The sequence below is a fragment of the Deinococcus psychrotolerans genome (genome assembly GCF_003860465.1).
Taxonomy (GTDB): domain Bacteria; phylum Deinococcota; class Deinococci; order Deinococcales; family Deinococcaceae; genus Deinococcus; species Deinococcus psychrotolerans.
This window is the reverse complement of sequence record NZ_CP034183.1, coordinates 2,010,422-2,034,286: the sequence shown is the minus strand read 5'-3', so window position 1 is coordinate 2,034,286 and position 23,865 is coordinate 2,010,422. Positions and strand designations below refer to the sequence as shown.

Annotated in this window: 22 protein-coding genes; 12 read left to right on the top strand and 10 right to left on the bottom strand. The window is 62.1% G+C overall.

All coding sequences use genetic code 11. The features are described from left to right. Positions 1-15 precede the first annotated feature (15 nt). On the bottom strand, positions 16-702 hold the full coding sequence (locus EHF33_RS10045) for an N-acetylmannosamine-6-phosphate 2-epimerase (RefSeq protein WP_124870803.1): 687 nt from the start codon (positions 700-702) through the stop codon (positions 16-18). A 73-nt stretch (positions 703-775) separates the two neighbouring features. On the opposite strand from EHF33_RS10045, the gene EHF33_RS10040 reads away from it, so the two are divergent. Then, positions 776-1,558: an SDR family NAD(P)-dependent oxidoreductase gene (locus EHF33_RS10040; RefSeq protein ID WP_124870801.1), complete on the top strand. Its 783-nt coding sequence runs from the start codon at positions 776-778 to the stop codon at positions 1,556-1,558. Here EHF33_RS10040 and EHF33_RS10035 read toward each other — a convergent pair. The 6 genes from EHF33_RS10035 to EHF33_RS10010 form a co-directional block, all read right to left on the bottom strand. Next, a complete protein-coding gene (locus EHF33_RS10035; RefSeq protein ID WP_124873069.1) occupies positions 1,555-2,724 on the bottom strand; it encodes a molybdopterin molybdotransferase MoeA in 1,170 nt (389 codons plus the stop codon). The two genes, EHF33_RS10040 and EHF33_RS10035, sit on opposite strands and share 4 nt — an antisense overlap. A gap of 160 nt (positions 2,725-2,884) precedes the next feature. Further along, positions 2,885-3,868 (bottom strand): 6-phosphofructokinase, encoded by a 984-nt coding sequence (pfkA, locus tag EHF33_RS10030; protein ID WP_124870799.1) that lies wholly within the window; start codon positions 3,866-3,868, stop codon positions 2,885-2,887. 94 nt (positions 3,869-3,962) lie between these two features. Next, complete coding sequence (gene rsmI, locus EHF33_RS10025) at positions 3,963-4,934, bottom strand: 16S rRNA (cytidine(1402)-2'-O)-methyltransferase (RefSeq protein ID WP_124870796.1); 972 nt, start codon at positions 4,932-4,934, stop codon at positions 3,963-3,965. After that, positions 4,915-5,145, bottom strand: coding sequence for a hypothetical protein (locus EHF33_RS10020; protein ID WP_124870793.1), 231 nt, complete (start codon positions 5,143-5,145; stop codon positions 4,915-4,917). The genes rsmI and EHF33_RS10020 overlap by 20 nt, the downstream gene beginning before the upstream one ends. Positions 5,146-5,227: 82 nt before the next feature. Further along, the gene (locus tag EHF33_RS10015; RefSeq protein ID WP_124870790.1) at positions 5,228-5,644 is read right to left on the bottom strand and encodes a hypothetical protein; all 417 of its coding nucleotides are present in this window, start codon (positions 5,642-5,644) and stop codon (positions 5,228-5,230) included. 185 nt (positions 5,645-5,829) lie between these two features. Further along, entirely contained in the window at positions 5,830-7,152 is a 1,323-nt protein-coding gene (locus tag EHF33_RS10010; protein ID WP_124870787.1) for a transposase, read from the bottom strand. Between the two features lie 372 nt (positions 7,153-7,524). On the opposite strand from EHF33_RS10010, the gene EHF33_RS10005 reads away from it, so the two are divergent. After that, positions 7,525-8,523 carry a serine hydrolase domain-containing protein gene (locus EHF33_RS10005; protein WP_124870783.1) on the top strand — a complete coding sequence of 333 codons (999 nt, stop codon included), beginning with the start codon at positions 7,525-7,527 and terminating at the stop codon, positions 8,521-8,523. 50 nt (positions 8,524-8,573) lie between these two features. On the opposite strand, the gene EHF33_RS10000 is transcribed toward EHF33_RS10005, so the two are convergent. Then, entirely contained in the window at positions 8,574-10,850 is a 2,277-nt protein-coding gene (locus EHF33_RS10000) for a transglycosylase domain-containing protein (protein ID WP_124870780.1), read from the bottom strand. 104 nt (positions 10,851-10,954) lie between these two features. On the opposite strand from EHF33_RS10000, the gene gcvT reads away from it, so the two are divergent. Both gcvT and gcvH read left to right on the top strand, forming a co-directional pair. Further along, positions 10,955-12,037, top strand: coding sequence for a glycine cleavage system aminomethyltransferase GcvT (gene gcvT / locus EHF33_RS09995; protein ID WP_124870777.1), 1,083 nt, complete (start codon positions 10,955-10,957; stop codon positions 12,035-12,037). Positions 12,038-12,099: 62 nt separating this feature from the next. Continuing rightward, the gene (gene gcvH / locus EHF33_RS09990; RefSeq protein WP_124870774.1) at positions 12,100-12,462 is read left to right on the top strand and encodes a glycine cleavage system protein GcvH; all 363 of its coding nucleotides are present in this window, start codon (positions 12,100-12,102) and stop codon (positions 12,460-12,462) included. A gap of 75 nt (positions 12,463-12,537) precedes the next feature. Here the strand turns inward: gcvH and EHF33_RS09985 are convergent, their stop codons facing one another. After that, positions 12,538-13,098 carry a TM2 domain-containing protein gene (locus EHF33_RS09985; protein WP_124870770.1) on the bottom strand — a complete coding sequence of 187 codons (561 nt, stop codon included), beginning with the start codon at positions 13,096-13,098 and terminating at the stop codon, positions 12,538-12,540. 128 nt (positions 13,099-13,226) lie between these two features. Here EHF33_RS09985 and EHF33_RS09980 point away from each other — a divergent pair, with 128 nt between their 5' ends. Beyond that, entirely contained in the window at positions 13,227-13,685 is a 459-nt protein-coding gene (locus tag EHF33_RS09980) for an SRPBCC family protein (protein ID WP_124870767.1), read from the top strand. 42 nt (positions 13,686-13,727) lie between these two features. Here the strand turns inward: EHF33_RS09980 and EHF33_RS09975 are convergent, their stop codons facing one another. Continuing rightward, positions 13,728-14,456 carry a TetR/AcrR family transcriptional regulator gene (locus tag EHF33_RS09975; RefSeq protein ID WP_124870764.1) on the bottom strand — a complete coding sequence of 243 codons (729 nt, stop codon included), beginning with the start codon at positions 14,454-14,456 and terminating at the stop codon, positions 13,728-13,730. A gap of 122 nt (positions 14,457-14,578) precedes the next feature. Here EHF33_RS09975 and EHF33_RS09970 point away from each other — a divergent pair, with 122 nt between their 5' ends. The 7 genes from EHF33_RS09970 to EHF33_RS09940 all read left to right on the top strand — a co-directional run bounded on the left by EHF33_RS09970 (position 14,579) and on the right by EHF33_RS09940 (position 23,714). Beyond that, on the top strand, positions 14,579-15,439 hold the full coding sequence (locus EHF33_RS09970; protein ID WP_124870761.1) for an NAD(P)H-binding protein: 861 nt from the start codon (positions 14,579-14,581) through the stop codon (positions 15,437-15,439). Between the two features lie 153 nt (positions 15,440-15,592). Next, the gene (locus EHF33_RS09965; protein WP_164473452.1) at positions 15,593-16,045 is read left to right on the top strand and encodes an SRPBCC family protein; all 453 of its coding nucleotides are present in this window, start codon (positions 15,593-15,595) and stop codon (positions 16,043-16,045) included. Between the two features lie 34 nt (positions 16,046-16,079). Beyond that, positions 16,080-16,586, top strand: a complete 507-nt coding sequence (locus EHF33_RS09960; RefSeq protein ID WP_124870754.1) for a (2Fe-2S)-binding protein — start codon at positions 16,080-16,082, stop codon at positions 16,584-16,586. A 193-nt stretch (positions 16,587-16,779) separates the two neighbouring features. Beyond that, positions 16,780-19,194, top strand: a complete 2,415-nt coding sequence (locus EHF33_RS09955) for a xanthine dehydrogenase family protein molybdopterin-binding subunit (RefSeq protein WP_124870751.1) — start codon at positions 16,780-16,782, stop codon at positions 19,192-19,194. Positions 19,195-19,290: 96 nt separating this feature from the next. After that, the gene (locus tag EHF33_RS09950; RefSeq protein WP_124870748.1) at positions 19,291-20,115 is read left to right on the top strand and encodes an FAD binding domain-containing protein; all 825 of its coding nucleotides are present in this window, start codon (positions 19,291-19,293) and stop codon (positions 20,113-20,115) included. 252 nt (positions 20,116-20,367) lie between these two features. Further along, positions 20,368-22,659 carry an MMPL family transporter gene (locus EHF33_RS09945; protein WP_124870744.1) on the top strand — a complete coding sequence of 764 codons (2,292 nt, stop codon included), beginning with the start codon at positions 20,368-20,370 and terminating at the stop codon, positions 22,657-22,659. Positions 22,660-23,282: 623 nt separating this feature from the next. Then, positions 23,283-23,714: a hypothetical protein gene (locus tag EHF33_RS09940; protein WP_124870741.1), complete on the top strand. Its 432-nt coding sequence runs from the start codon at positions 23,283-23,285 to the stop codon at positions 23,712-23,714. Positions 23,715-23,865: the final 151 nt, after the last annotated feature.

The following is a 23,865-nucleotide window of genomic DNA, read 5'->3' as shown; positions in this document are numbered from 1 at the left end:
GTCAGTGCTGTTCAGTCAGTGCTGCTCTTTTTCGGCCCTCAGCGCGTCTGCAAACCAGCGCGTCACGTGATCGGGGCGGGTGATGGCGCTGCCTACCACCACTGCCCAAGCGCCGAGCTGCTGGGCCAGCGCCGCCAAATCGGGGGTGTTGAGCCGACCTTCGGCAATAAACGGCAGGCCCGCTTCCCGCAGCTGCGCCATGAGTTCAAAGTCGGGCGCGGGCAATTGGGGGCTGTGGGGGGTGTAGCCGCTCATGGTGGTGCCCACGATGTCGGCTCCTGCCTTATAGGCGCTCAGCGCTTCGGCGAGGGTGCTGATGTCGGCCATGGCCAGCACGCCGGCGTCGTGGGCGGCCCGCACCAACTCGGCCACGCTGAAGGGACGCGGCAAGTCGGTGCCGTCAAAAGCCACCAAATCCGCGCCCGCAGCGGCCACCCCGCGCACTTCGTCCGGCGTGGCGGTGATGTAGATTTCGGTATTGAGGTGGCTTTGTTTGGTCAGCCCGATGATCGGCACGCCCGTCACGGCCCGCACCGCCGCGATGTCGGAGGCCGAGCGCAGCCGCAGTCCGCCTGCGCCGCCCAGCAGCGCCGCCCGGCTGAGGGCCACGATATGCGGGGTGCCGCGCAGGGGGCTGCCGTCGTCGGCCTGCACGCTGACGATCAGTTGGCCTTTCAGGGTCTTGAGAGGATCAGGAAGCATGAACGAAGTATGGCCTGCTCTTGAGCGTTTTGGCGCTGCGCTTTGGGCCAAGCCGTGAGATGCTGCTTTCACCATGACCACCCTGAAAATTTCACCCGACTGGACACCCCGCGTTCTCGTCACGGGCGCGGCGCAGGGCATCGGCAGGGCGGTTGCCGAACTGTTTGCCGAGCGCGGCGCGGCCGTGCTGCTGTTTGACCTCAACCTGCCCGCCCCGCTGAGCAGTCAAGCTGACCAGCACTTGTACGTGCAGGGCGACGTGACCAGCGCCGTAGACATCCAGCGGGCTGTGAAGCAACTCGGCGCTCAGTGGGGCGGGCTGGACGTACTGGTCAACAATGCCGCTTATCAGGGCGCGGTCGGCTCGCTGATGGACGTCTCCGAGGGCGGCTGGCAGCGGGCGCTGGACGTGAATTTGACGGCTCCGCTGCGGTTCTCACGGGCCTGTGTGCCGTTGATGCCGGGAGGAAGCGCCATTGTTCACGTTGCCAGCGTGCAGGGTCTGTTTGCCGAGCAGGGCAACGTGGCCTACACCGCCAGCAAAGCCGGACTCGTCAACCTGACCCGCTCGATGGCCCTAGACCTCGCGCCGCAGGGCATCCGGGTCAATGCGGTCGCTCCCGGCGCGATTGCCACTGAAGAACTGCTCAACTCGGTGGCAAGCAGCCACGACCCCGCCCAAACCCGCCGCGATTACGAAGACCTCCACGCCCTACGCCGCCTCGGAACGCCGAGGGAAGTGGCCGAGTTGATCTACTTTCTGGCCTCGCCTGCCGCCAGCTTTATGACGGGGGCAACCGTTCCGATTGACGGCGGCATGACCGCCAGCTTCATGATGGCGGGGCGGCCCGTTTAGCCCATCAGCACCACGTCCACTTCGTCGCCCACTTCCGCCGAGCTGCCCTCCGGCATCACGACCAGTGCTCCCGCCTCGCTCAGCGATCTCAGCACGCCGCTTCCCTGCTTGGCGTAGTCAAAGACCTCAGCGCCGCGCACCTCGGCCCGCCAAAAAGCAGTTTTGTCGGCCAGACCCCGGAAAGGCGTGCCGGCCCTCAGGCGCAGGGTACTCAGCGGCTGTCCGGTCAGTGCTGGGCGCACGATCACGTGAAAGACCACCAAGCTGCTCACCGGATTGCCGGGCAAGCCGAATACTGGAAGGCCCCTCCAACCGCCGAGCATGGCCGGGCCGCCAGGCCGCATCCGAACCTTCCAAAAGCTGACTTGGCCGCCCTCGATCAGCAGGTCGCGCACGAAGTCGTACTTGCCCATGCTGACGCCGCCGCTGGTCAGTAGCACGTCCGCCCCGCCGATGCTGGTCAGCGCAAGTTCCAGCGCTTCCGGGCTGTCAGGCGCGGCGGGCAGCAAAGCGGCCTGACAGCCAGCTTCTTGCAACATCCCCAGCAGGCCGTAAGCGTTGGAATTGTAGACCTGCCCGGCTGTCAGCGGCTGCCCCGGCTCCACCACCTCGTCGCCGGTGCTCATCACCGCCACTTTGAGCGGCCTCAGCGTCGGGACTTCGGCGTGGCCCAGAGCGGCCGCCAGCGCCACGCGGGAAGGCGTCAGCCGCACGCCCGCCCGCAAAACCGTCTCCCCTGCCCGGAAGTCGCCGCCTTCGTGCCGAACGTCGCTGCTCAGGGCGGGGCGCAGCAGCACGATGTCGTCTCCAGCGTCTTGCAATTGCTCCACCGGACAAATCGCGTCTGCGCCGTCTGGCAGCGGCGCTCCGGTGTAAATCCGCACCGCCTCGCCCGCGCCGACTTCACCCGCAAAGGCTTGTCCGGCGCGGCTTTCGCCCACCAACCGCAGGCGAACCGGCGTGTCCCGCGAAGCCAAGAGCGTGTCGGCACCTCGGCAAGCAATGCCGTCCAGAGCGCTCTCGGTGGCCGAGGGGTGGCTGACTTTGGCGATCAGGTCGGCGGCCAGCGTGCGCCCGTAAGCGAGGGCCAGCGGCACGTGTTCTGTTTCCCGCTCAGGCAAAAGGGCGCTCAGCAGCGTGCGGGCCTCCTCCACGCTGACAAACATCGGAAAAGTGGGCGCAGGGGTTGAGTTCGTAGGAGTCGAGTTTTGGGTTGAACCAGAATCGGAAGGCATGGATCAAGCATAGGAGATGGGCTTAGCGTTTATTGGTAAAGGTGCTGACCCACTACGCTTCCTGCACAAATCACTTCCCACATCCCGCTTCTCAAATACTCAGGATTTTGGCGCATTTGTAGAGCGCCCGGCTGACGTCCTTGCGCTTTTCCCAGGTTTCTTCAAACGGCACATACGTCAGCCCACCGCCGGTGCGCCCGATCATGATGTTGGACTTGCCCGCCATCAGGGCTTCCACTGCGCCCTGACCCAGCCGTGAAGCCAGCACCCGGTCAGAGGACACCGGCGAGCCGCCGCGCTGGATGTGGCCCAGCACGGTCAGGCGGGTGTCGATGCCGGTGTGCTCGGTAATGGCGTTGGCGATGCCCTGTCCGCCGCCGGGGTAGCCCTCGGCCACGATAATCACGCTGCTGGCTTTGCCTTTGGCTTGACTTTCCCGGATAACGTCCATCAAGTCGTCCACCGATTTTTCGTCTTCCGGCAAAAAGACTTCTTCCGCGCCGCCCGCCACCGCCACGTCGAGGGCGATGTGTCCGGCGTGGCGGCCCATCACTTCGATCACGAAGATGCGCTCGTGGCTGGCCGCCGTGTCGCGCAGTTTGTCGACGGCGTCCAGGGCCGTTTCGACTGCCGTGAAGTAACCGATGGTGTGATCGGTGCCGTAGAGGTCGTTGTCGATGGTGCCGGGGAGGCCGACCACCCGGATGCCGTGTTCTTTTTGCAAAAAGTGTGCGCCGTGAAAGCTGCCGTCGCCGCCGATGACCACCAAAGCGTCCACGTGCCACTCGCGCAGGTGACGCGCTCCCTCAGCCCGCCCCTCGGCGCTACGCCAGGTGTGGCTGCGGGCGGTCAGCAGCATGGTGCCGCCGCGCTGGATGATGTTGGCCACGTCACGGGGGCCGAGGAGGCGCAAGTCACCTTGGTGCAGTCCCTGAAAGCCGCGCCGCACCCCCACCACTTCGATGCCGTGATACGTGGCGGTGCGGACGACGGCGCGGATCGCCGCGTTCATACCCGGCGCGTCGCCGCCGCTGGTCAGCACCGCGATGCGCTTGATTGGAGTGGGTTCGGTCATAAGTCCTCCGCTGGGGCGAGTAAGTCGGGTTGGTTTTGGAAGCGCTTCCTTAAGGGAAAGCAGGTGAGCAAAAACGGCTTGGCCAAGCGGTCAATCAACCGAGTCGCGGTGCAGTGACACTGAGCGACAGCTGATAAGCGTCATTCTTACGCAAACCGCTGGCTTGGAGCAAGGCCCGGATTTCGCGGGCGTCTTTTCCAGCCTCCGCCCACTCCTGAGCGAGCTGCCCATAATCTGTCTGGGTTTCGCCGGGCAAGAGCTCGTCTGCCGCTTTGCCTGCCACCACCACCACGATTTCGCCGCGCACACCGCCCTCAAAGTGCTGGGCGAGTTCGCTGAGCGGGCCGCGCCGCGTTTCTTCAAACTTTTTGCTGAGTTCGCGGGTCACGCTGCCTAAGCGCTGCTCGCCGCAACTTACCGCCAATTCCAGCAAAGTGGCGTGCAGGCGGTGGGGGCTTTCGTAGATCAAGCTGGTTTCGCTGCGCTGGGCCACCGCCGCGAGGCGTTCTTTGCGCTCACGCCCTGAGCGCGGCAAAAAGCCCTCGAAGGTAAAGCGGGCGCTACTCAGGCCCGAGAGCACCAGTGCCGGAACAAATGCGGTGGCCCCCGGCAGGGCTTCTACCTGTCCGCCCAATTTAAGTGCCGCCGCCACCAGTTCGCTGCCCGGATCGCTGATGCCCGGACTTCCCGCATCCGAGATATACGCGAGGCGTGGATATTTGCTCAGCACGCTTTCGGCCCGCGACATGGTGTGGGCATCTAAGCGCACCAGTGGGCGCGAAATCCCCAAACGGCTCAGCAGCGCTCCGCTGCGGCGGGTGTCTTCGCAGGCCACCGCGTCCGCGCCGCGCAAGACTTCCACCGCCCGGTAAGTGATGTCGCCGAGATTGCCCACCGGCGTCGGCACCAGCCAGATATGCACGCCTGCGGTTTCTTGGTCGCCCGAGTCGTCTTCCCAGTCTGCCGAGTCCAACTCTGCTGAATCTGGGTCTGCCGCATTCGGTTCTGTCGGAAAAGCCGAGTCGGCAGCGTCTGACGCGCCGCGCTTAGACCAGTTCTGGGACATCACATTCCGCTGGGGTAACGCGCTCGCTGGCCAGGCCCGGTAAAGGGCGCAACTTGATTCGGATTTTCTTGGGTCGGTTGAGGGCGCTGCTGATTTTGGCCCGCAGCAACTCGCCCTCGCCCACCGTCACGGTCACGACGGTGCCTTCCGGCAATTTGACGCCGATCAGCACCACCACTCCATTTTCAACCACGCCTTTGTAGGCCCTCATGCTCGACAGTTTATGACGCCGGAGCGCTTCATGTCGTCTTTTGCCCACAACTTAAGCGGAACTTCACTCTTTTGTGACACATCTAACCTTCTTTTCTTTGCCGCCGCTCGGCTTTGGCCAGCGCTTCTCTGAGCGTCACGATCTCGCTTTCTTTCGCGCCGCCGAGCTGAGCGTAGCGGTCGATGACGTCCGCTGCCTCGCGCCTGCGGCCCATTCTCAGCAGCAATGTGGCGAGGTGTTCGCCGCCCACAAAGTAGGCCCGCGCTTGGTTCGGGTGCAGCGCGGCCTGGGCGCGGGCTTCGTCCAGTTTGGTGCTGGAAACGCGGAAGCGGGTGACTTGAAAACGGATCAGAGAAGTGGCGACCACGAACGTCAGCACCACGGCCAAGGTAGAAGCGCTGAGCGAGCGCGATACGCCGTAGCCGCTGGCCAGCCTCACCAACAGCGGAAAAAAGAACGCCAGTATCACGACAGTGGCCAGCGACGCTGCGTAATTCATAAGATCGGCTTCACGGATTTGGCCCTAATTGCTCGGCGGTCATGTCCAGCATTGTAACAAGCCAGAGGCGGCCCGCTTTGGTGGGAGGTGAGGAGCGCTTACTCCCTGCAAATGTATTCCCCTGCAAAACAGCGCCGCTCCAATACTCTCCAGACTTCCAAGGTATATTGGGAACCGGACAAAAGTCAGCGGCGAGCAAAAAGGCTGTGTAGGAGAGTATCAACGTGATCAGGCAGCGCATCTTTTGGCTGTGCATGGGCGACCAAATATGCATTGGCGAGTCGGAGCAGCCCCAAGAGCAAGATTTTCTTGCCTGGCGGTCTGTTTTTGTGGGGGATGTAACCACCCAGATGGGCCAGGAGTTGAAGCTGGGGCGAGTCCAGGGACTCGCCGAGATCGAACACAAATGAGGCCGCAATCCAGGCCAGCGCGACCAGGGTTCTGAAGGCATCGAAGTCGAGCACTTGAACCTGCTCCCAGCCGAGCGCGGATTTGGTCCACGAGAAGACCTCTTCAATGCTCCAGCGTTGCAGATACAGGCGCACGACGGCACCAGGAGCCGTTGTGGACAAGACGGTATTGGTGAGCAGCAGCCAGCCCTGCTCCTGGCCGTTCTTAAGCGGCACGCTGAACTCCAGCTTGACCACGTTGAGCTTCAGTCGTCCACCATCAATGAACACTTCACGGCTGCGAACCTGCGCGGGCGTCTTGCGCCACTTGACCTTCCCGTCGGTCACGACGGGACGCTTCAACTCGAACTGGTCTTGCACGCTGGCGTGACCGGCAGCATCGACCAGAGGGAGTTCAATACTGGTTGGGGTCAGCCGGGTGGTGCGCTGGTCGTGCTTGACCCGAATCACAAATTGAACCTTGAGCTGCACCAGCAGCCGGATCAGCTTGAGGTCGTCAAAGCCCCGATCCAGCACGAAGATCATGCGCCCGACCCCTGCGGCCCGCAGCGCTTGCACGATGCGCTTGATGGCGTCGATGATCACCGTATTTGCGCTGGTAAAGCCTGGCGCTTGAGGGCTGTAGAGCGTGTGGTAAAGCAAAGCAAGGTGTCCATCGGGCGTCAGACCAATGGCGTTCAGGGTCGGATAGCCCGAGACCGGATGACCGTCGAGCGAGCGAACCGTCGAGAGATGTTCGAGTGCCTGGCTGTGGGGCTTTCGGAGGTCCGAGCCGTCCATGACGACGACCACCTCATCCTGACCTGCCAGACGCTGAGCGCCCAAGGTCGTCAGCCGATCTTCCAGCGTCTCGGGTCGCAGATCGGCGCGTTGATGTTCGTGATGGATCAGACGCCGCAAGCGGCGTTCGGCATGGGGAGCTGCGCCCGTACCGGGGGCAGCTCGCGCCATCTGGCTCAATCGCGTAGACCCACTCGCCAGAATGCCACCCAATGCGGCCTGAAAACTGCGGTAGAGCCGTGCATCCCGAAACAGGTCACAGTACGGCTGCGTCTGCGTCTCGATGAAACTGCTCTCCAGTACACCAAGCGTCGTCATACCCCTGGTATACAGACTTTTGTCCGGATCTCAAGGTATACCCTTGACAAAGTCTGAATAACGCGCTATATTTCCCCTATCAATCAAAAGAAGCCAGCCGCCCGCGAAGGCGGATTTTTCATTTTATTCTGAACCGATATTCTTTCTTCGCCCTCGCCAGTCCGGCAGCCACTTGGGAAGTCGAAGACAGTTTAGCGTGTGTTCAGGCCTTACCAGAACTGGATTCCGATGCATAAACTTGACAGCGTCCAAATACCGCGCTATCCTTATTTTATCACCGCCTGAGAAGGGCGGATTTTTTTGGTCTTCGGGAGCCAATCCGCCTATGCTGAGGGCGTGAAAATCTACAGGTCTTTCCCTCAGCGCTAAGCCATGTTTAGACCTGACCCCGCTGCTCAAGTCGCTCGCCAATTTGCCGATGCACTGCCTGACGTAGATTCCCGCAGACTCGGCACGGCGCTGCGCCGGAGCGTCAGGCCTGCAGGCGTGGTTGCCGTCTCGCAGGGCGCTCAGCGTTTGGTGTTGGGTCTGCGCGGCGCTCCGGAGAGCAGTTTTGAAATCGCCAGTGTCACCAAACCGTTCACGGCAGCTTTGGCTTTTGAGCTGGCCCAGCAGGGTCTGCTTGACCTCGACGCCCCGCTCCCGCGCCAGTTGCGGGCTTTTCGCGGCTACCCGCCGCACGTCACCGCCCGCGCCCTGCTGACCCACACGGCGGGGCTGCCGACCCATCCGCTGCGGGCTACGCTGGGCATGCTGAGTGACTTTCACAATCCGTATGGCCGCCTGAGCGCCGCAACCGTGCTGGCCTCGGGGCGGCGCTGGAGTGGGCTGGCCCGCCAGCAAGCTGGGCGGCTGTCGTATTCCAATTTTGGTTATGGTCTGCTGGCGCTGGCCCTCGCTGAAGCGGCGGGTGAACCTTACCCAGTCGCTTTACAGCGCTGGATCCTTACGCCGCTGGGCCTTGCTGAAACTGGTTTTGCGCCCCTCACCCCGCTGGCGACTCCACACGGCCTGCTGGGCAGCGCCAAGGTCAGCGGCTTTGGCGGCCTGATCGGCGCAGGGGGACTGTACAGCACCGCCGCCGATTTGCTGAGCTTTGCCGAAGCCCACCTCAGCGGGCGGCTTCGCGGCTGGGAAAAGCTGAGCGCCGTCCGCGTACCCGCGCCGCTCCTGGGTGTGACGGGCGGCTGGTTCGTGACCAAGTGGCGGCGCGAGGCGGTGTGGTGGCACGACGGCGTGGCCAGAGGAACACGGGCCGCGCTGGGCTTTTCGCCCGACACCGGCAGGGCGGCGGCGGTACTGATCGGCAGCGGCGTGCCGTTTGGCGGCAACCACAGCGGGCCAGCTTCGGTGCTGAGCGAACTGCTCTGAGCTGGGGAGAGCCTGAGAAGAACTTCTGGCTCAACGCCTCGCCCGCTGCCCTACTGGCTCGGCGGCGCTTCCGGCTGCGGCACAATCTGCACCTCGCCTTGATTGCCCTGAAAATCCACACTGGGGTCGCTGCCGGTGGAGTTGTTGGGGTTGGCGGCGTTGGGGTCGCTGGGCACCAGGTCTTCCGGCTGCGGGTAAGCGCTGGGGTCTTGCGGATTTTGCGGTTGGATTTCGTTGGATGCCGAGCTGGGATTGACTGGGCTGGGATTGACCGGAACGGGTTGGGCCGCAGCAGGTGCCGGTGCGGGCTGATCGGCTGGACTCGGCTCCGGCTTGGCCGCTTCTGGTGCGGGTTTGGCGACGGGCGCAGTGCGAAAAGCCATATTGACTCGCCGAACAACAGCGTATTCGATTCCCGGCGGCTCCTTAAACGCGCTCACCGGGCTGCCTTCCAGCGAGCCGGACACCGCCTGCTGCCAGATCGGCGCAGGGATGGTGCCGCTGTAGGCCCAGGTAGGCAATGAACCGCCGGCCTGCTTGCCCACCCAGACGGCTCCGGTGAGGGACGGGGTGGTGCCGACAAACCACAGATCCTTGATGTCGTTGGTGGTGCCGGTTTTGCCGGCCACGTCGCGGCCCTCGATGCGGGCGTTGTAGCCCAGACCGCCCTGAAAGCGGTCGAGATCGTTGACCACGCCGCGAATCATATCCAGGCCCAGCCAAGCCGTCTGGGCGTCCCAAACGCGGGTGGGGACGGGGGCGGGGCGGCTGTAGATGACTTTGCCGCGTGCGTCCTCTACCCGGCGCACTAAGCTGGGCGCGTAGTAATTTCCGCCGTTGGCAAACGGAGCGTAAGCGGCGGCCATCTGCAGCGGGCTGGCTTCCAAGGTGCCGATGCTGAGCGACAGGCCCGCGTCGGTGGGCGGAGTCATGCCGAGCTGGCGCAGCTTGTCCATGAACTTGTCCATGCCGATCTCCTGCCCTAGCCGCACGGTGGGGAGGTTGAGCGAGTGGTCAAGCGCGTACCTGAGCGTCACCTGCCGGCCGGTCCAGCGCCCGTCGTAGTTCTGGGGTCGGTAATCGCCCATCAGCGGCGAGTCCAGCACGGTATCCGACTGCTTCCAGCCTTCCGAGAGTGCCAACGTGTACAGCAGCGGCTTGATGCTGCTCCCGACTTGCCGACGTGCTTGAAGGGCATTGTTCCAGTCGAGCGGGCGGCCTCCAGTCAACTTTTGGCCCACCAGCGCCCGAACTTCGCCGTTGCTGGGGTCAAGCAGGGCAATGCCGAGGGTCGCGCCGTCGGGCAACTGGGCCTTCAAGCTGGCGCGTTCGGCGGCGCGTTGATCTTGCAAGTCCACGGTGGCGTAGACCTTGCCGCCGCCGTAGAGCGCTTTGCGGCCAATCTGGGCGGTGAGTTCTTGCTCCAGGGCCTGCATAAAGTGAAAGGCCGGTTGGGTCTGGGTGGCCGGATTGTTGTCAGACAAGCTCTGGGGCCGCTCCAGGGTGGCCGACTGCACCTGACCATTCGCACCCCAGACGATGCGCCAGCCTGACGGATAAATCGGCGTTTTCCAAGCGGCGTCGGCGTCGGCCCGCGTGACGCGTTTATCTTCGACCATTCGGTCGAGTAGGTCTTTTTCCAGCGGGCGAAAGCCGCTGAAGTCTTTGTAACGGGTGTTGGGCGCAGGGATCAAGGTGGCGAGGTAAACGCTCTGGGCCAAGTTGAGCTGCGACGCCGGAACGCGGAAATACGCCTGCGCCGCCGCGCCCACGCCGATGATGTCGCTCGCGCCGCCGTCGCCCCAGTAGATGACGTTCAGGTAAGCGTTCAGAATCTGGTCTTTGCTGAACTGGTTTTCGAGCTGGTAGGCCAGCACCGCTTCCTTGAATTTGCGCTCGGCGGTGCGGGCGCTCTTGAGGTTACTCAGCAAGGTGTTTTTAACGACCTGCTGGGTAATACTGGAGCCGCCTTCGAGGTCGTTTTGCAGCAGGCCCTTGAGCAGCCCACGCCCGATGCCGATGATGTCTACCCCGCCGTGATCGTAAAAGCGCCGGTCTTCGCTGGTGACGACCGCCCACTTGGCCGGGAAACTGATCTGCGTCAGCGGCAAAAGGTCGCGGTTGACGCTCTGGCCGCTGGAGAGCGAGGGCGTCAGGGTGGCAACCAGTTTGTTCTGGCGGTCGTAGACGCGGGTGGTGCCGCTGAACTCCAGCACGTCGAGGTCGGTGACGCTGGGCAGGTCGCGGCCCCACAGGTACCACATGCCGCCCGCCGCCAACAGCGCCAACACCACCAAAACGCCCAGAGTTCTCAGCAAAAAACGCATATGAAGCCAGCATAGCGCCCCCTGCTAAGCGGCGGCTAAGCTGCGCCGAACTTCTTCTGGCCTCCCCCGCCTCCACCCAGCAGCCCCGCGTTAAGATAAAACGCGTGACCAACTTAGACGAAACAGGAGCGCTCCGGCGCACGCCGCTGCACGCTGCTCACCTGAGGGCCGGAGCCAGAATGGTGCCGTTTGGCGGCTGGGATATGCCTGTGCAGTACGCCGGGGTCAAAGCTGAACACGCGGCGGTGCGCGAAAGTGCGGGCATGTTCGACGTGTCGCACATGGGCGAATTCCGTGTGACGGGGCCGGACGCCGAAGCTTTCTTGCAGTATGTGACCACCAACGATCTCAGCAAGCTGCGCCCCGGACGCGCTCAGTACAACTGGTTGCCGGGCGAGACGGGCGGTCTGGTGGACGACATCTACATCTACCGCGTCTCAGCCGACGAATTTTTTATGGTGGTCAACGCCTCCAACATCGCCAAAGACTGGGCGCATTTGACCCGGCAGGCCGCCAAGTACAGCGCAGTGCTCACCGACGAATCGGATCAGTGGGGCCTGATCGCCGTGCAGGGGCCCAAAGCGGCTGACCTCCTGCAGCTGCACGCCGACACCGACTTGATCGCCCGCAAGAAAAACAGTTTCTTTTCTGCTCACCTCTTCGGCCTCCCGGTCTGGCTGGCCCGCACCGGCTACACCGGCGAGGACGGCTTCGAGGTGTTCGTGGCCGCCGAGCAAGCTGAGGAGATGTGGAACCAGCTGCTGTCGGCGGGCCTGATTCCCGCTGGCCTCGGCGCACGCGACACCCTGCGGCTGGAAGCGGGTTTTCCGCTTTACGGCCACGAGTTTTCCGATTCTATTCACCCGCTCAGCAGCACCTACACCTGGGTGGTCAAAGACAAGCAGCATCTGGGCCGCGAGCACATCGACCTCGCGCCCAGCCAAAAGCTGATCGGCCTCACCCTGGACAAAGTGCCGGTGCGCGAAGGCTATCCGGTGCAGCTTGACGGGCAAGTGGTGGGCCACATCACCAGCGGCAGCCTCAGCCCCACGCTGGGCTACCCGGTGGCGATGGCCCTGGTCAATGTCCAGAGCGCCGACGCCGAGGCCTACGGCGTGGAAGTGCGCGGTAAGCTGCATGAAGCGCGGCGGGTGGCCTTGCCGTTCTACAAAAAAGCGGACGTGTAGCGCTGCGGGTTGCAAGCCTCTTTTCCCACACATTTCGGTTCAAAATCAAGGAGAATAACGCCATGAATATCCCTTCAGACCTGAAGTACGCTGCCAGTCACGAGTGGCTCAAAGATGACGGCACGGTGGGCATTTCCGATTTCGCGCAAGATCAGCTCGGTGACGTGGTGTACGTGGAATTGCCCGAAGTGGGCCGCGAGGTCAAGGCCGGCGAAACAGTGGCCGTGGTCGAGAGCGTCAAGACCGCCTCGGATATCTACTCACCGGCCAGCGGAACGATCGTGGCCGTCAATGAAGCGCTCGGCAGCGCACCGGAGCAGGTCAACGGCGAGCCTTATGGCGACGGCTGGCTGTTCAAGTTGGACGTGACCGAAGAAGGCGGCGACCTGATGGACGCGGCGGCCTACGAAGCGGCCAACGGCTAAGCACTGAGCTTTGCGGCAACCAAAAGCGTGGCCCCCGGTGGTATCCGGCGGCCACGCTTGTTGTGCCACTCAGCTTCAGAACCAATCTTTGCGGCCCACTAGGTAGGTTTGGTTAAACTCTTCGTCGCTGCGGGTCAGGTACACCACGCCCTCGATGATGCTGACGATGCACAGCGCCGTAAAGACCAGCGTCATCAGCGGCACCAACACCAATGCCCCTATGCCGAAGGTGACGATGCTCAGCACGCCGGTTAGAAACCAGCCGCCGATGTTGACCAATAGCATCATCAAACCGGGCGTGGTGCGGCCCAGATAAAACTTGTGTGCGCCCAGCGTGCCGAGGAAGATCGCCAGCAGGCCGGCCACCAATTTGCGCGAGCTGATGTCGCCCGCTTGGGTGATTCTGAGCGGCTCGGGATTGATGGTTGCCTCGCCGCTGGGCTGACGCGGGTTGAAATAAGCTTGCGACTGAGTTTCAGGAGTGCGCGGCGCGGCTGGGCGGGTCGCTTCGTCGATCCAACTCGGCACGTCTTGCTGGTGCGGCGGCACCTGTGGAGCATGTGGCGGGTCAATCCGCAGATCGTTGGCCGGAGCGGTCTTGTTGAGGTTGACGCCTTCATTCTCGGGATTGGTCATGGTGGGTCTCCTTATGCAAGAAGGGTAACTTGCCGCCCCCACGCGCCGCGTCCATCCAAAGTTACAGGCCAAAAAACGCTGCCCCTTTTCACGTTCCTCTCTCACCCCGCCGCGTCACAATACACAGCATGTCAGCGCATACTTTTCAAGGCAGCAGTACCGTTTCCGCTCCCCGTGACCGCGTGTGGGAGATGCTGCAAGACCCTCAAGTGATGGTCAAGGTGGTGCCGGGCCTCAGCGACGCCGTAGCCGAGCAGGGCGGCCAGATGCGGGCCACTTTGAGTGTCAATATGGGGCCGGTTAAAGGCAAGTTCAAAACCATCGTGCGGGTGCTGAATGCCAGACCGCCCGAATATATGGAGCTGGAAGTGGAAGGCAAAACCATCACCGGCACGGCGATTTTGCACACCAAAATGACCCTGACCGACTTGGGCGAAACCACCCGCATCGACTGGGTCGCCACGCCCAAGCTCTCGGGCTTGCTGGCTGGGGTGGGCGGCAAACTGATTGAGAGCAAGGCCAAAGACGCCGGAGCGGGCCAGCGCTACGCCGACCGGTTTTTTGGGCGGCTGAGTCAGGAAGCCTGAACGCGGCGGGAGTGGTGTGTAGTCAGTGGGAAGCGGCGGGGTTTAGCTTGTGCTCAAGCGCTCTAGCCACTCATTCATCAAGGCTTTCTCGCCCGCGCTCAGCACTGTCACGTCCGGCAGGGCGGCCCGCAACGTAATAACCGCTTGCGCCGACGCTGAACTCTCAACGTTTGACGCGTCGGTCAGAAGAGCCGCCAGCACCGCTTCACGGGCCACCACCGATAAGCCTGAGTCGCGGCCCGCTTCGGGCGTTTCTAGCAAGGTGAGAACGATCCCTAGACTCGCGGCCCGCATCAAGTCGGTGGCGCGGTCTTCGCTGATCCGTAGGCGTCCGGCCAGGGCGAGGGCGCTCATCTGCTTTTTGAGATGCTGAGCGCCTGCCGCTGCCGCTGGTGACGGCTTCCCCGCTCGGCGGTTGCCCGACATCAAGGCGAACACGGCGGGGTGGCTTAGCCCAAACTCCACATTCAAATCCCAGCCCCTCCGCAGGTTGTGCACAAGGTCAAGGCCATGTTCACGCACTTGTTTCTCGGCGAGGTACTGAGCAAAGCCGTACTCGGCCACCGCGTCGAGCAAACGGCTTTTGTCGCTGAAATGGCGGTAGAGCGTCGGCGGCTGAATACCAGCGGCGGCGGCCACTGCGCGGGTGGTCAGTGCGCTTTCTCCCTCGCGGGCCAGCAGCTCAAGCGCGGCGCTCAAGATACGCTCCCGCATGGCGTCCTGATTTGCGCTGGGTTCGCTGGCGTGCTGAATGGCGGGCGCTTGGGTCATTTGCCGACTATAAAGGCTGGCAGCTCAGGTAAACGGCGCTTGTACCGGGCTGTTATCTATGATATATAAAATTTGCTAACAGTGGAAATGAGCCAGATTCCGCTACCGACAAGGAGAACTCCATGATTGTTATAACCGGAGCCACCGGACAGCTCGGCCACGCCGTTACCGAGGCGCTGCTCCGACTTCTGCCCGCCAACCAAATGGGTGTGAGTGTGCGCGACCCTGCCAAAGCCAGCGCGTTTGCGGAGCGCGGCGTGCGGGTGCGCCGAGGTGACTTTGCCGATCCCGCCAGTCTCGATGACGCCTTTGAGGGAGCCAGTCAAGTCCTGATCGTTTCGTCGGGCCAGAGCGGTGAAACGGCCATGCAGCAGCACGGGGCGGCCATTGACGCAGCCAAGCGGGCGGGTGCGGGGCGGATTCTCTACACTAGCCACATGGCCGCCAGCCCAAACTCAGCTTTCCCGCCCATGAGAACCCACGCCGCCACCGAAGCTCTGCTTGCGGCGTCAGGCGTGCCCTACACGGCGCTCCGCAACGGCTTTTATGCCAGCAGCGCCGTGATCTTTATGGGCAAAGCGCCTCAGACCGGAATCCTGAGCGCTCCACAAGACGGCCCGGTGTCATGGACGACCCACGCCGATCTGGCCGAGGCCGCCGCTCTCATTTTGGCCAACGAAGGCCGATTTGACGGCCCCACCCCGCCGCTGACCGCCTCAACAGCTTTTGATCTGGCGGGGCTGGGCGCTCTGGCCTCCGATATTCTTGGCAAACCCATTGAGCGCGTCATCATCAGCGATGACCAGTTTCAGGCGACCATGAATGCTGGCAATGTGCCTGCTGATCGCCAAGCCATTTCGTTGGGGTTTTATCAGGCCAGCCGCGACGGCGAATTCGGGGCTGTTGATGGAGCGCTGGCTAAGGTGCTGGGGCGTTCCCCCGAAACGATGCGCGACTTTTTGGCGGGCAAGCTCTCGTTCTAATCCAACGCCGCTCAGGATTCTCTCTAGGCGTCGTTTTTGTGGGCGTCGCTTCTCTCAGGGCGCGGCCAGAAGTGTTAGTGTTAAACGGTACTCAACTTCAATATAGGAGCCGCTTTCCCAACGCGGGGCGCTCCATTCTCCCGGAGGTGCTTTTTGCAAGTTCAGGGATCACATACCATCAACGCGCCGCAGGAAAAAGTTTGGGCTTTGCTGCAAGACCCCGACGTGCTGGCCCGCTGCGTGCCGGGCGTTACCGAGATGGTCGCCAGCGGCCCAGACCAGTACAACGCCGTCCTCAACGTGGCCGTTGGGCCAGTCAAAGGCAAATTTCAAGCCAAAGTCACCATCACCGACCGTCAGCCGCCGCAGCAGATGACGCTGAGCATCGACGCCAAAAGCCCCACCGGCATCGTCACCGCCACCGGCACCCTCAAGCTCAGCGAGGTGGAGGGCGGCAAAACCCAGATCGACTGGGAAGGCGAACCCAAGCTGCGCGGCATGCTCGCCACCCTCGCCGGACGGCTGATCGGCGGCATTACCCAGCAGCAAGCCGACGTGTTCTTTGCCAATCTGGACAAAGAAGCCAGTCAGCCGCAAACCGCTTGATTCTTTTACTTGCTGACCCACTCAAGGAGGCCGCATGAGTCGTGTACCGATTACCATCAATATCAACGGCATGCCCACATCTGCTCAAGTCGAGCCGCGCACGCTACTCGTTCAGTTTTTGCGCGACGAACTCGAACTCACCGGCACCCACGTCGGCTGCGACACCAGTCAGTGCGGCGCGTGTACCGTGTCGCTCAACGGCGAAGCGGTCAAGAGCTGCACCCTGTTTGCCGTACAGGCCGACGGGATGGACGTCAAAACCATCGAAGGCATCGGCAGCGTGGACGAGCTTCATCCGATTCAGGCGGCCTTTTGGGAGCAGCATGGCCTCCAGTGCGGCTTTTGCACGCCGGGCATGATCATGGCTTCCGCCGAAATCATCCGCCGCAATCCCGACCCCAGCGAAGACGAAATCAGAGAGCAGCTCGGCGGGAATTTTTGCCGCTGCACCGGCTACCACAACATCGTCAAGGCCATTACCAAGGCGGCGGCTGTGATGCGCCAGAAAGGTGCGGAACAGGGGCAAGCAGCGGACGATTGAGGAAGAAAAACTATTCGCTTCGCTCACTCCCCCTCAGTCCGCGTCTCGGGCAGGCGTCCTCAAGGGCGTCCGTTCTGCTCAAGACGCGGCCAGCTCCCCTTAAAAGCTTTTGCCTCCCTTTAAGGGGAGGTGCCCCAAAGGGGCGCAGGGGTTGTCCTTCTCTGTTCCCCATAGCCTCTCCAAAGGAGCATTCATGACCCAGCTTCCCGACTCCAACTACCACGCTCCCGAAGGGCCGCAAAAATACATCGGCAAGTCCGTTAAGCGTGTGGAAGACCCGCGCTTTATCACCGGGCAGGGGCACTACACCGACGACATCAACGTGCACGGCCAGCTTCACGCGGCGATGCTCAGAAGCCCGTACTCACACGCCAAAATTGGCACCATAGACGCTTCCGCTGCGCTGGCCTTGGAAGGCGTCCGCGCCGTGCTGACTGGCCAAGATTTCGCCGACGCCAAAGTCGGCAGTATCCCCACCGGCTGGCTCCTCCCCGATCTCAAGATTCCGCCGCACCCGGCCATCGCGCACGGCGAAGTGCATTACGTGGGCGACATTGTGGCCGTCGTGATTGCCGACACGAGGGCGCTGGCCGAAGACGCGGTGGCCCTGATTGAGGTGGATTTGGAACCGCTCGGCGGCGTTTCGCTGGGCAGTGACGCCCTCAAAGAAGGTGCGCCGCTCGTACACCCCGAAGCGCCCGGCAACGTGGCCTTCAACTGGGAAATTGGCGACGCCGCCGCGGCTGACGAGCTGTTCAAGCAGGCCGACCATGTGGTGAGCCTCAAGCTCCGCAACCACCGCCTCGTGCCCAACGCCATTGAGCCGCGTGCCAGCTTGGCGCAGTACCAGCGGGCCAGCGAGGAATTTACGCTGCACACCACCTCGCAAAACCCCCACATTCACCGCTTGATGCTGGCGGCCTTCGTGTTGGGCATTCCCGAACACAAATTGCGCGTCATCTCGCCGGACGTGGGCGGGGGATTTGGCTCCAAGATCATGCAGTACCCCGAAGAAGTGATCGTGCTGTTTGCCGCCAAAAAACTGAATCGCCCGATCAAGTGGGCTGCCCGGCGCTCCGAGAGCTTTGTCACCGACATGCAGGGCCGCGACCACGAAAGTGAGGCGCAACTCGCACTCACCAAAGACGGCAAGATGCTGGCCCTCAAAGTCGACACCATTGCCAACCTCGGCGCGTACCTGACCACCTTCGCGCCCGCCGTGCCGACGTATTTGTACGGCACGCTGCTCAACGGCACTTACAAGTTCGGGGCGGTTCACGGCAAAGTCACTGGTGTCTTCACCAACACCGTACCCGTGGACGCTTACCGGGGAGCTGGACGCCCCGAAGCCACCTACCTCGTGGAGCGGATCGTCAGCAAAGCCGCTTCCGAACTCGGCATGGACGCCGCCGAACTGCGCCGCAAGAACTTCATTCAGCCTGAGGATTTCCCGTATCAGACCCCCGTGGCGCTGGTCTACGATTCCGGCAACTATGAGGCCGCACTAGACAAAGCGCTGACGATGGTCGGCTATCAGGACTTACTCAAAGAGCAGGCCGAGGGCCTCAAGAATGGGCGCTATATCGGCATCGGCTTTTCCACCTATGTGGAAGCCTGCGGCCTCGCGCCCAGCGCTTTGGTCGGTCAGCTCGGCGCTCAGGCTGGACAGTGGGAAAGTGCGGTGGTGCGGGTCATGCCCACCGGCAAAATCGAAGTGCTGACCGGCAGCCACTCGCACGGACAGGGCCACGAAACCACCTTTGCCCAGATCGCCGCTGAAGAATTCGGCATCCCGATGGAAGACGTGGTCATCGTTCACGGCGACACCGGCAAGATGCCGTTCGGCTGGGGCACCTACGGCTCCAGAAGTGCAGCGGTGGGCGGTAGCGCCCTCAAAATGGCGCTGGGCCGCATCAAAGACAAAGCCACCAAAATCGCCGCGCACCTGCTGGAAGCCTCACCCGAAGATATTGAAGTTGCTGATGGGCAATTCAAGGTCAAGGGTGTGCCGGAAGGCGGCAAGTCGTTCTTCGATGTGGCGCTGATGGCCCACCTTGCCCACAACCTCCCCGAAGGCATGGAACCGGGTCTGGAAGCCCAGTACATGTACGACCCCAAGAACTTCGTCTATCCGTTCGGCACCCACATCGCGGTGGTGGAACTCGACGCCGACACCGGCCACGTCAAGATGACCAAGTATGTTTGCGTGGACGACTGCGGCCCGCTGATCAATCCGCTGGTGGTCGAAGGTCAGGTTCACGGCGGCATCGCTCAGGGCTTTGGTCAGGCCATTTTGGAAGAAGCCGTTTACGACGAGGAAGGCAACATGCTGACCGGCTCATTTATGGAATACAGCATGCCCCGCGCCGAAGACTTGCCGATGTTTGAGATCGACCACACCGTGACCCCCAGCCCCCACAACCCACTCGGCGTCAAGGGGATCGGGGAGTCGGGCACGATTGCCAGCACCGCAGCGGTGGCCAACGCCGTCAACGACGCGCTGCGTGCCTTCGGACATCACCACGTGGACATGCCGTTCACGCCGGAAAAAGTCTGGCGGGCCATGAAGGGCGGCGTGCAAACGGTGGGGCAAGCGGCGGACGACTGAGAAGAAATTAATTTGCTGCGCTCCCTCCCGCTTGATGGGGAGTGAGCGCCAGCGATTGCCCCCCTTCCCGCCCAACACCCCCTCCAAAGGAGCCACATGTACACGACCCCCTTTGATTACCACCGCGCCTCCAGCGTCCAAGACGCCCTGCAAATGCTCGCCAGCAACCCCGACGCCAAGTTGCTGGCCGGCGGCCACTCGCTGATTCCCACCATGAAACTGCGTTTGGCTTCGCCTTCGGCCTTGATCGACATTTCGGCATTAGACGAGCTGCGCGGCATTCGCACCGACGGCGACACACTGATTCTGGGCGCGGGCGTGACCCATTCCGAACTGCTTTATGACAAAACGGTGGCCGAGTACGCGCCGCTGATGCCCGACATGGCCCGCTGGGTCGGCGATCCGATGGTTCGCAACCGGGGCACGGTGGGCGGTGTGGTGGCGCACGCTGATCCGGCTGCCGATTACCCGGCGGGCCTGCTGACGTTGGGCGCGAGTTTCAAGCTAACCTCGGCAGGCGGTGAGCGTGTGGTCGGTGTGGACGATTACTTCCTGGGGATGTTTGAAACGGCCCTGGCGGAAGGCGAGATCGTCACCGAGATTCATATTCCGCGCCAAGCTGGCAAGGGCGCTTACGAAAAGTTCCGGCATCCGGCCAGCCACTACGCCATTGTCGGCGTGGCGGCGGTCAGCGGGCCGGACGGTGTCAAGATCGCCATGACCGGCGCGGGGCCAAAAGCGGTGCGGCTCAGCAAGCTGGAAGCGGCCATCGGGACGGATCTCAGCGACGACCATATTCAGCAGGCCAGCCAAAATGCTGTAGATGCGGGCGACCTGCTCAGTGACCGTTTTGCCAGCGCCGAGTACCGGGCGCATCTGGCGGGCGTGCTGGCCAAGCGTGCCCTGATGCGGCTGAAATAGAGCATTTGTCATAAAAGTCTTGCAACTTTTATGACCGAGTGGAGCGAGTGAAATACGTGCTAGAGCAGATGGGAGTGGAATTGGTGGGGTGCTTTTCCACAACAATGGAACGGACAAATGCTCTAAGACGCGCTTGAGGTAAAAAGTTGCCGGACACTTGACGGCTGGGCCTGCTCTGCGCCACTGAGCAGGCCCGCTCCTTTGTCACGCATCCCGCCGCCCCTCCCCTCCCCTCATGCTTTACTTTCACGAATGCAACCGCTTGCCCGTTTCGTGACCCAGCGGCCTTGGTGGGTGCTGGCCATCTGGGCGCTCTTGGCGCTGATCTGCGCCGTGCCCGCCAGCCTCGCTCCCGCCCGCCTCACCGCCGACCCCGGAGCGCTGTCGAGCTCCGAAAGCGGTCAGGTCATTGATCTGCTCTCGCAGCGCTTTGGCGAGCGTGATTCCAACACCGTGCTGTTGGTCACGCAGACCGAGCGGCCGCTCAGCTCACCCGCCGTGGCCCAGCAGTACAACGCGTTCGTGGCGGGTCTTCAAAAAGTGCCGGGCGTGACCCGGGTGCTGCCGTACAACGCCCAGAGTGCGGAGCAGGTGAGTGGTGAAGGCGGCAAATTGGCCCTGACACTGGCCCAAATCCCGCTGTTCAAGGAAGCCACGCCCGCGCTGGAACGCATCCGGACATATGTCCAGAGCCAGAAGAAAGCAGGCTTTGACACCCGCGTGACCGGCGGGCAAGCCATCGCCGCCGATTTCACCAAATTTGCCGAGGGCGATACCAAGCGCAGCGAGATGACTGCCTTGCCGCTGATCGCCGTGGTGCTGCTGTTCGTCTTTGGGGCGCTGGTGGCCGCCGCTTTGCCGCTGGTCGTCGGCGGGCTGAGCATCACCACGGCGCTGGCGGGCCTGTACTTGCTGACGTTCCTGATTCCCACCAGCACCTTTGCCCAGAGCATCATCACTCTGGTGTCGCTGGGCGCGGGCATTGACTACGCCCTGCTGATGGTCAACCGCTTCCGCGAAGAACTCAAGAGCGGTGCAGGGGGCTCGGCGGGGGCCAATTCAGAGGCGGCCAGTCCAGAGGCAGCCAGCTCAGAGGCGGCTTACCGCACCGTGATGACGGCGGGGCGCAGCGTGCTGCTGAGCGGCGCGGCGGTGACGCTGGCGATGGCGGCCCTGCTGCTGCCGCCGATCGCTTTCGTGCGGAGTCTGGGGATCGGCGGGGTGCTGGCGGTGCTGTTCACAGTGCTGGCCAGCCTGACGGTGCTGCCCGCGCTGCTGACCTTGCTGGGCGAGCGGGTCAACTGGCCGCATTTGGCGTTTAAGGGCTTCAGGGCCCTGGATTTCGGACAATCCGCCCGCGAAAGTGCGCTCTGGACGGCGCTGGCCCGGCGGGTTACGGCGCGGCCCGTGTTGGCGGTGGCACTCTCGACGCTGGTCTTGGTGGTGCTGGCCCTGCCCGCCCGGCAGATGCAAACTGGCTACGCGGGCGCGTGGGGGCTGGTGGAAGGGGTGGAGTCGCGTGACGCGCTGGCCGCCGTGCGTGACCTCGGCGCGGGCGGGCTCCTCTCTCAGTTCGAGGTGATTCTTGAGTTGCGCGGTGGACAAAAGTACGGCCCCCAGAGTCGAGACGCTTTCCGCCGGACGGTGCGGCAAGTCGAGGCGCTGCCGGATGTCAAGGGCGTCATCAGCCCGTTTGTCAGCGCGGCGGTGCTCAGCAGTGCCAGTGGGAGTGGAGGTTCGCTGGGCGATCTGGCCGCCCTGACGCGGCGCAGTTTCAGCACAGACCGCACGCTGCTGCGCTTCACGGTGGTTCCGAACGGCTATTTGCGGGCCGATCAAATCGACGCTTTTGAAGCGCGGCTGCGCGGGGTGCTCAGTGCCACGCCGTTTGATTATCAACTCGGCGGCGCACCCGTGGGCGAGCGTGAATTCAGCAAAGCCATTACCAGCTCCATTCCCTTGGCCATCGGTGCGGTGTTTTTCGGCACTTTCTTGCTGTTGATGGTGGCTTTCCGCAGTTTATTCATTCCGCTCAAGAGTATCGTGATGAACAGCCTGACGGTGCTGGCCGCTTACGGCGTGGTGACCTGGGTGGTGCAACAAGGCCACTTCGCTTCGCTGCTGGGCTTGCCACAAGACGTCGGCGTGCTGGATTCGAGCTTGCCGCTGCTGCTGTTTGCGGTCTTGTTTGGCCTCAGCATGGATTACGAGATTTTCCTGCTTTCACGGGTGCAGGAAGAATATCTGCGCCTCGCGGGGCAGCCGCAGGCCAACAATGAATCCATCGTGCTGGCGATTGGACGTACGGCGCGGATTATTACCAGCGCCGCCGTGATTATGTTTATCGTCTTCGTGGCTTTTATCTTTGGGCGGGTGGTGGCCAACAAAAGCATCGGTTTGGGCCTCGCCGTTGCCGTGCTGCTGGACGCCACCATCGTCCGTTTGGTGTTGGTGCCCGGTTTGCTGCAACTCGCTGGAAAATGGAATTGGTGGCTGCCGGCTTGGCTCGAAAAACGGCTGCCCAAAGTTCACTGGGAGCACTAAAGAACCCGGGGGCAGAGTTCATCAGATCGGCAAAGCCTTTGACGGCGGCCAAGAATTTTGCCGACTTACATTTAGAAGAATTTAGGTACACCTCAATTTTGAAGGTTTGACGAGAGCCCGTAGGGACTTCGACTGAATTGTTTCTCGGAAATGGTGAAATTCAGGCGGACTCCTCAAGCTCCGCAGAACATCGAGTAGGAGAACAACGCGGGTATTGTGGAGGAGGAGTGGCGTCCTTATGGGCGTCCTTTTAAGACAATGTGGAGCAATATGTGGTGCTGTCTTGAGTGCAGTGGCACCTGTAAGGGTCTGCCTAATTTTATGGGTGTTGTGGAATAGAGCAGAGTCTGTATCAGGCTTTCTTCTAACGTCAAGCTCTTATCTGAGACTCAAAGGTCGACCCAAGCGCTTCGACCATAGAGATTATTCTCCCCTGTAGAACTGCAAAAAGCTTCATCCCGTTCTGGTGAGATTGAATGAAATGCCCACTTTATTTTCGCTGATTGGAAGGCTATACCACCTGATTTTTACAAAGGAGCTGCCGAAGTGTTGACTGGCTGAGGCGCTTTGCTCTTGACTTACTGACTTGTTCAACTCATACTCCCTGTCAGGAGGAACAACACATGGCTTACCGTAAATTGAGCGAACAAGTTCAACTGCTCACCAATCCCCAGCGCAGCGATACTTTTGTTAAAGATTTCAAATCAGCGGTGCGTGAAGGTCAGTTTGAAGCGGCTTACATGAACACCGAGCGCTTTCAGTTGCCCAAAGAGTTTAGCCGCCGCAACAGCGACGAAACCTACAGCCGCAGCATGCGCGAGATGATCTTTGAGGCGACCCCCGAATTTGAAGAGTGGTTTGACCGCACCAACCGCGAACTCGCCGCAACTCGGCGCGGCGGCAGCATCAAGCCCAGCATCGAGGCGTTTGAAGCCGGTTTGGTCGACTTTAAGTCGCTGGCCGCCGAAACCCGCCAAAAAATGCAGGCCAGCTACGATAAAGGCCACTCGCTCGGCAAGTCACGGGCACGCGGCAAGCGCAAAACCACCAAGTAAACCCTTCATACCTCTAAATTTGCGCCGCTTATTCAAACGTTTTGAGTTGGATTCTTCCACTAAAAACGTTTGAATAGATTTCGAAGCGCAAGTAGAAAAGCAGCGTCCAACCCTGACGAATGGGGTTGGACGCTGCTTTTCTCCCCTCAGT

Excerpts from the sequence above, each read along its gene's own strand:
- EHF33_RS10035 (WP_124873069.1), bottom strand. The coding sequence starts at position 2,724 with ATGTTTGTCAGCGTGGAGGAGGCCCGCACGCTGCTGAGCGCCCTTTTG.
- EHF33_RS09950 (WP_124870748.1), top strand. The coding sequence starts at position 19,291 with ATGTACACGACCCCCTTTGATTACCACCGCGCCTCCAGCGTCCAAGAC.
- EHF33_RS09975 (WP_124870764.1), bottom strand. The coding sequence starts at position 14,456 with ATGACCCAAGCGCCCGCCATTCAGCACGCCAGCGAACCCAGCGCAAAT.
- EHF33_RS10000 (WP_124870780.1), bottom strand. The coding sequence starts at position 10,850 with ATGCGTTTTTTGCTGAGAACTCTGGGCGTTTTGGTGGTGTTGGCGCTG.
- EHF33_RS09945 (WP_124870744.1), top strand. The coding sequence starts at position 20,368 with ATGCAACCGCTTGCCCGTTTCGTGACCCAGCGGCCTTGGTGGGTGCTG.
- EHF33_RS10015 (WP_124870790.1), bottom strand. The coding sequence starts at position 5,644 with ATGAATTACGCAGCGTCGCTGGCCACTGTCGTGATACTGGCGTTCTTT.
- EHF33_RS10010 (WP_124870787.1), bottom strand. The coding sequence starts at position 7,152 with ATGACGACGCTTGGTGTACTGGAGAGCAGTTTCATCGAGACGCAGACG.
- EHF33_RS09940 (WP_124870741.1), top strand. The coding sequence starts at position 23,283 with ATGGCTTACCGTAAATTGAGCGAACAAGTTCAACTGCTCACCAATCCC.
- rsmI (WP_124870796.1), bottom strand. The coding sequence starts at position 4,934 with ATGTCCCAGAACTGGTCTAAGCGCGGCGCGTCAGACGCTGCCGACTCG.
- EHF33_RS10005 (WP_124870783.1), top strand. The coding sequence starts at position 7,525 with ATGTTTAGACCTGACCCCGCTGCTCAAGTCGCTCGCCAATTTGCCGAT.
- EHF33_RS09960 (WP_124870754.1), top strand. The coding sequence starts at position 16,080 with ATGAGTCGTGTACCGATTACCATCAATATCAACGGCATGCCCACATCT.
- EHF33_RS09985 (WP_124870770.1), bottom strand. The coding sequence starts at position 13,098 with ATGACCAATCCCGAGAATGAAGGCGTCAACCTCAACAAGACCGCTCCG.
- EHF33_RS10045 (WP_124870803.1), bottom strand. The coding sequence starts at position 702 with ATGCTTCCTGATCCTCTCAAGACCCTGAAAGGCCAACTGATCGTCAGC.
- gcvH (WP_124870774.1), top strand. The coding sequence starts at position 12,100 with ATGAATATCCCTTCAGACCTGAAGTACGCTGCCAGTCACGAGTGGCTC.
- EHF33_RS10020 (WP_124870793.1), bottom strand. The coding sequence starts at position 5,145 with ATGAGGGCCTACAAAGGCGTGGTTGAAAATGGAGTGGTGGTGCTGATC.
- EHF33_RS09970 (WP_124870761.1), top strand. The coding sequence starts at position 14,579 with ATGATTGTTATAACCGGAGCCACCGGACAGCTCGGCCACGCCGTTACC.
- EHF33_RS09980 (WP_124870767.1), top strand. The coding sequence starts at position 13,227 with ATGTCAGCGCATACTTTTCAAGGCAGCAGTACCGTTTCCGCTCCCCGT.
- pfkA (WP_124870799.1), bottom strand. The coding sequence starts at position 3,868 with ATGACCGAACCCACTCCAATCAAGCGCATCGCGGTGCTGACCAGCGGC.
- EHF33_RS10040 (WP_124870801.1), top strand. The coding sequence starts at position 776 with ATGACCACCCTGAAAATTTCACCCGACTGGACACCCCGCGTTCTCGTC.
- EHF33_RS09955 (WP_124870751.1), top strand. The coding sequence starts at position 16,780 with ATGACCCAGCTTCCCGACTCCAACTACCACGCTCCCGAAGGGCCGCAA.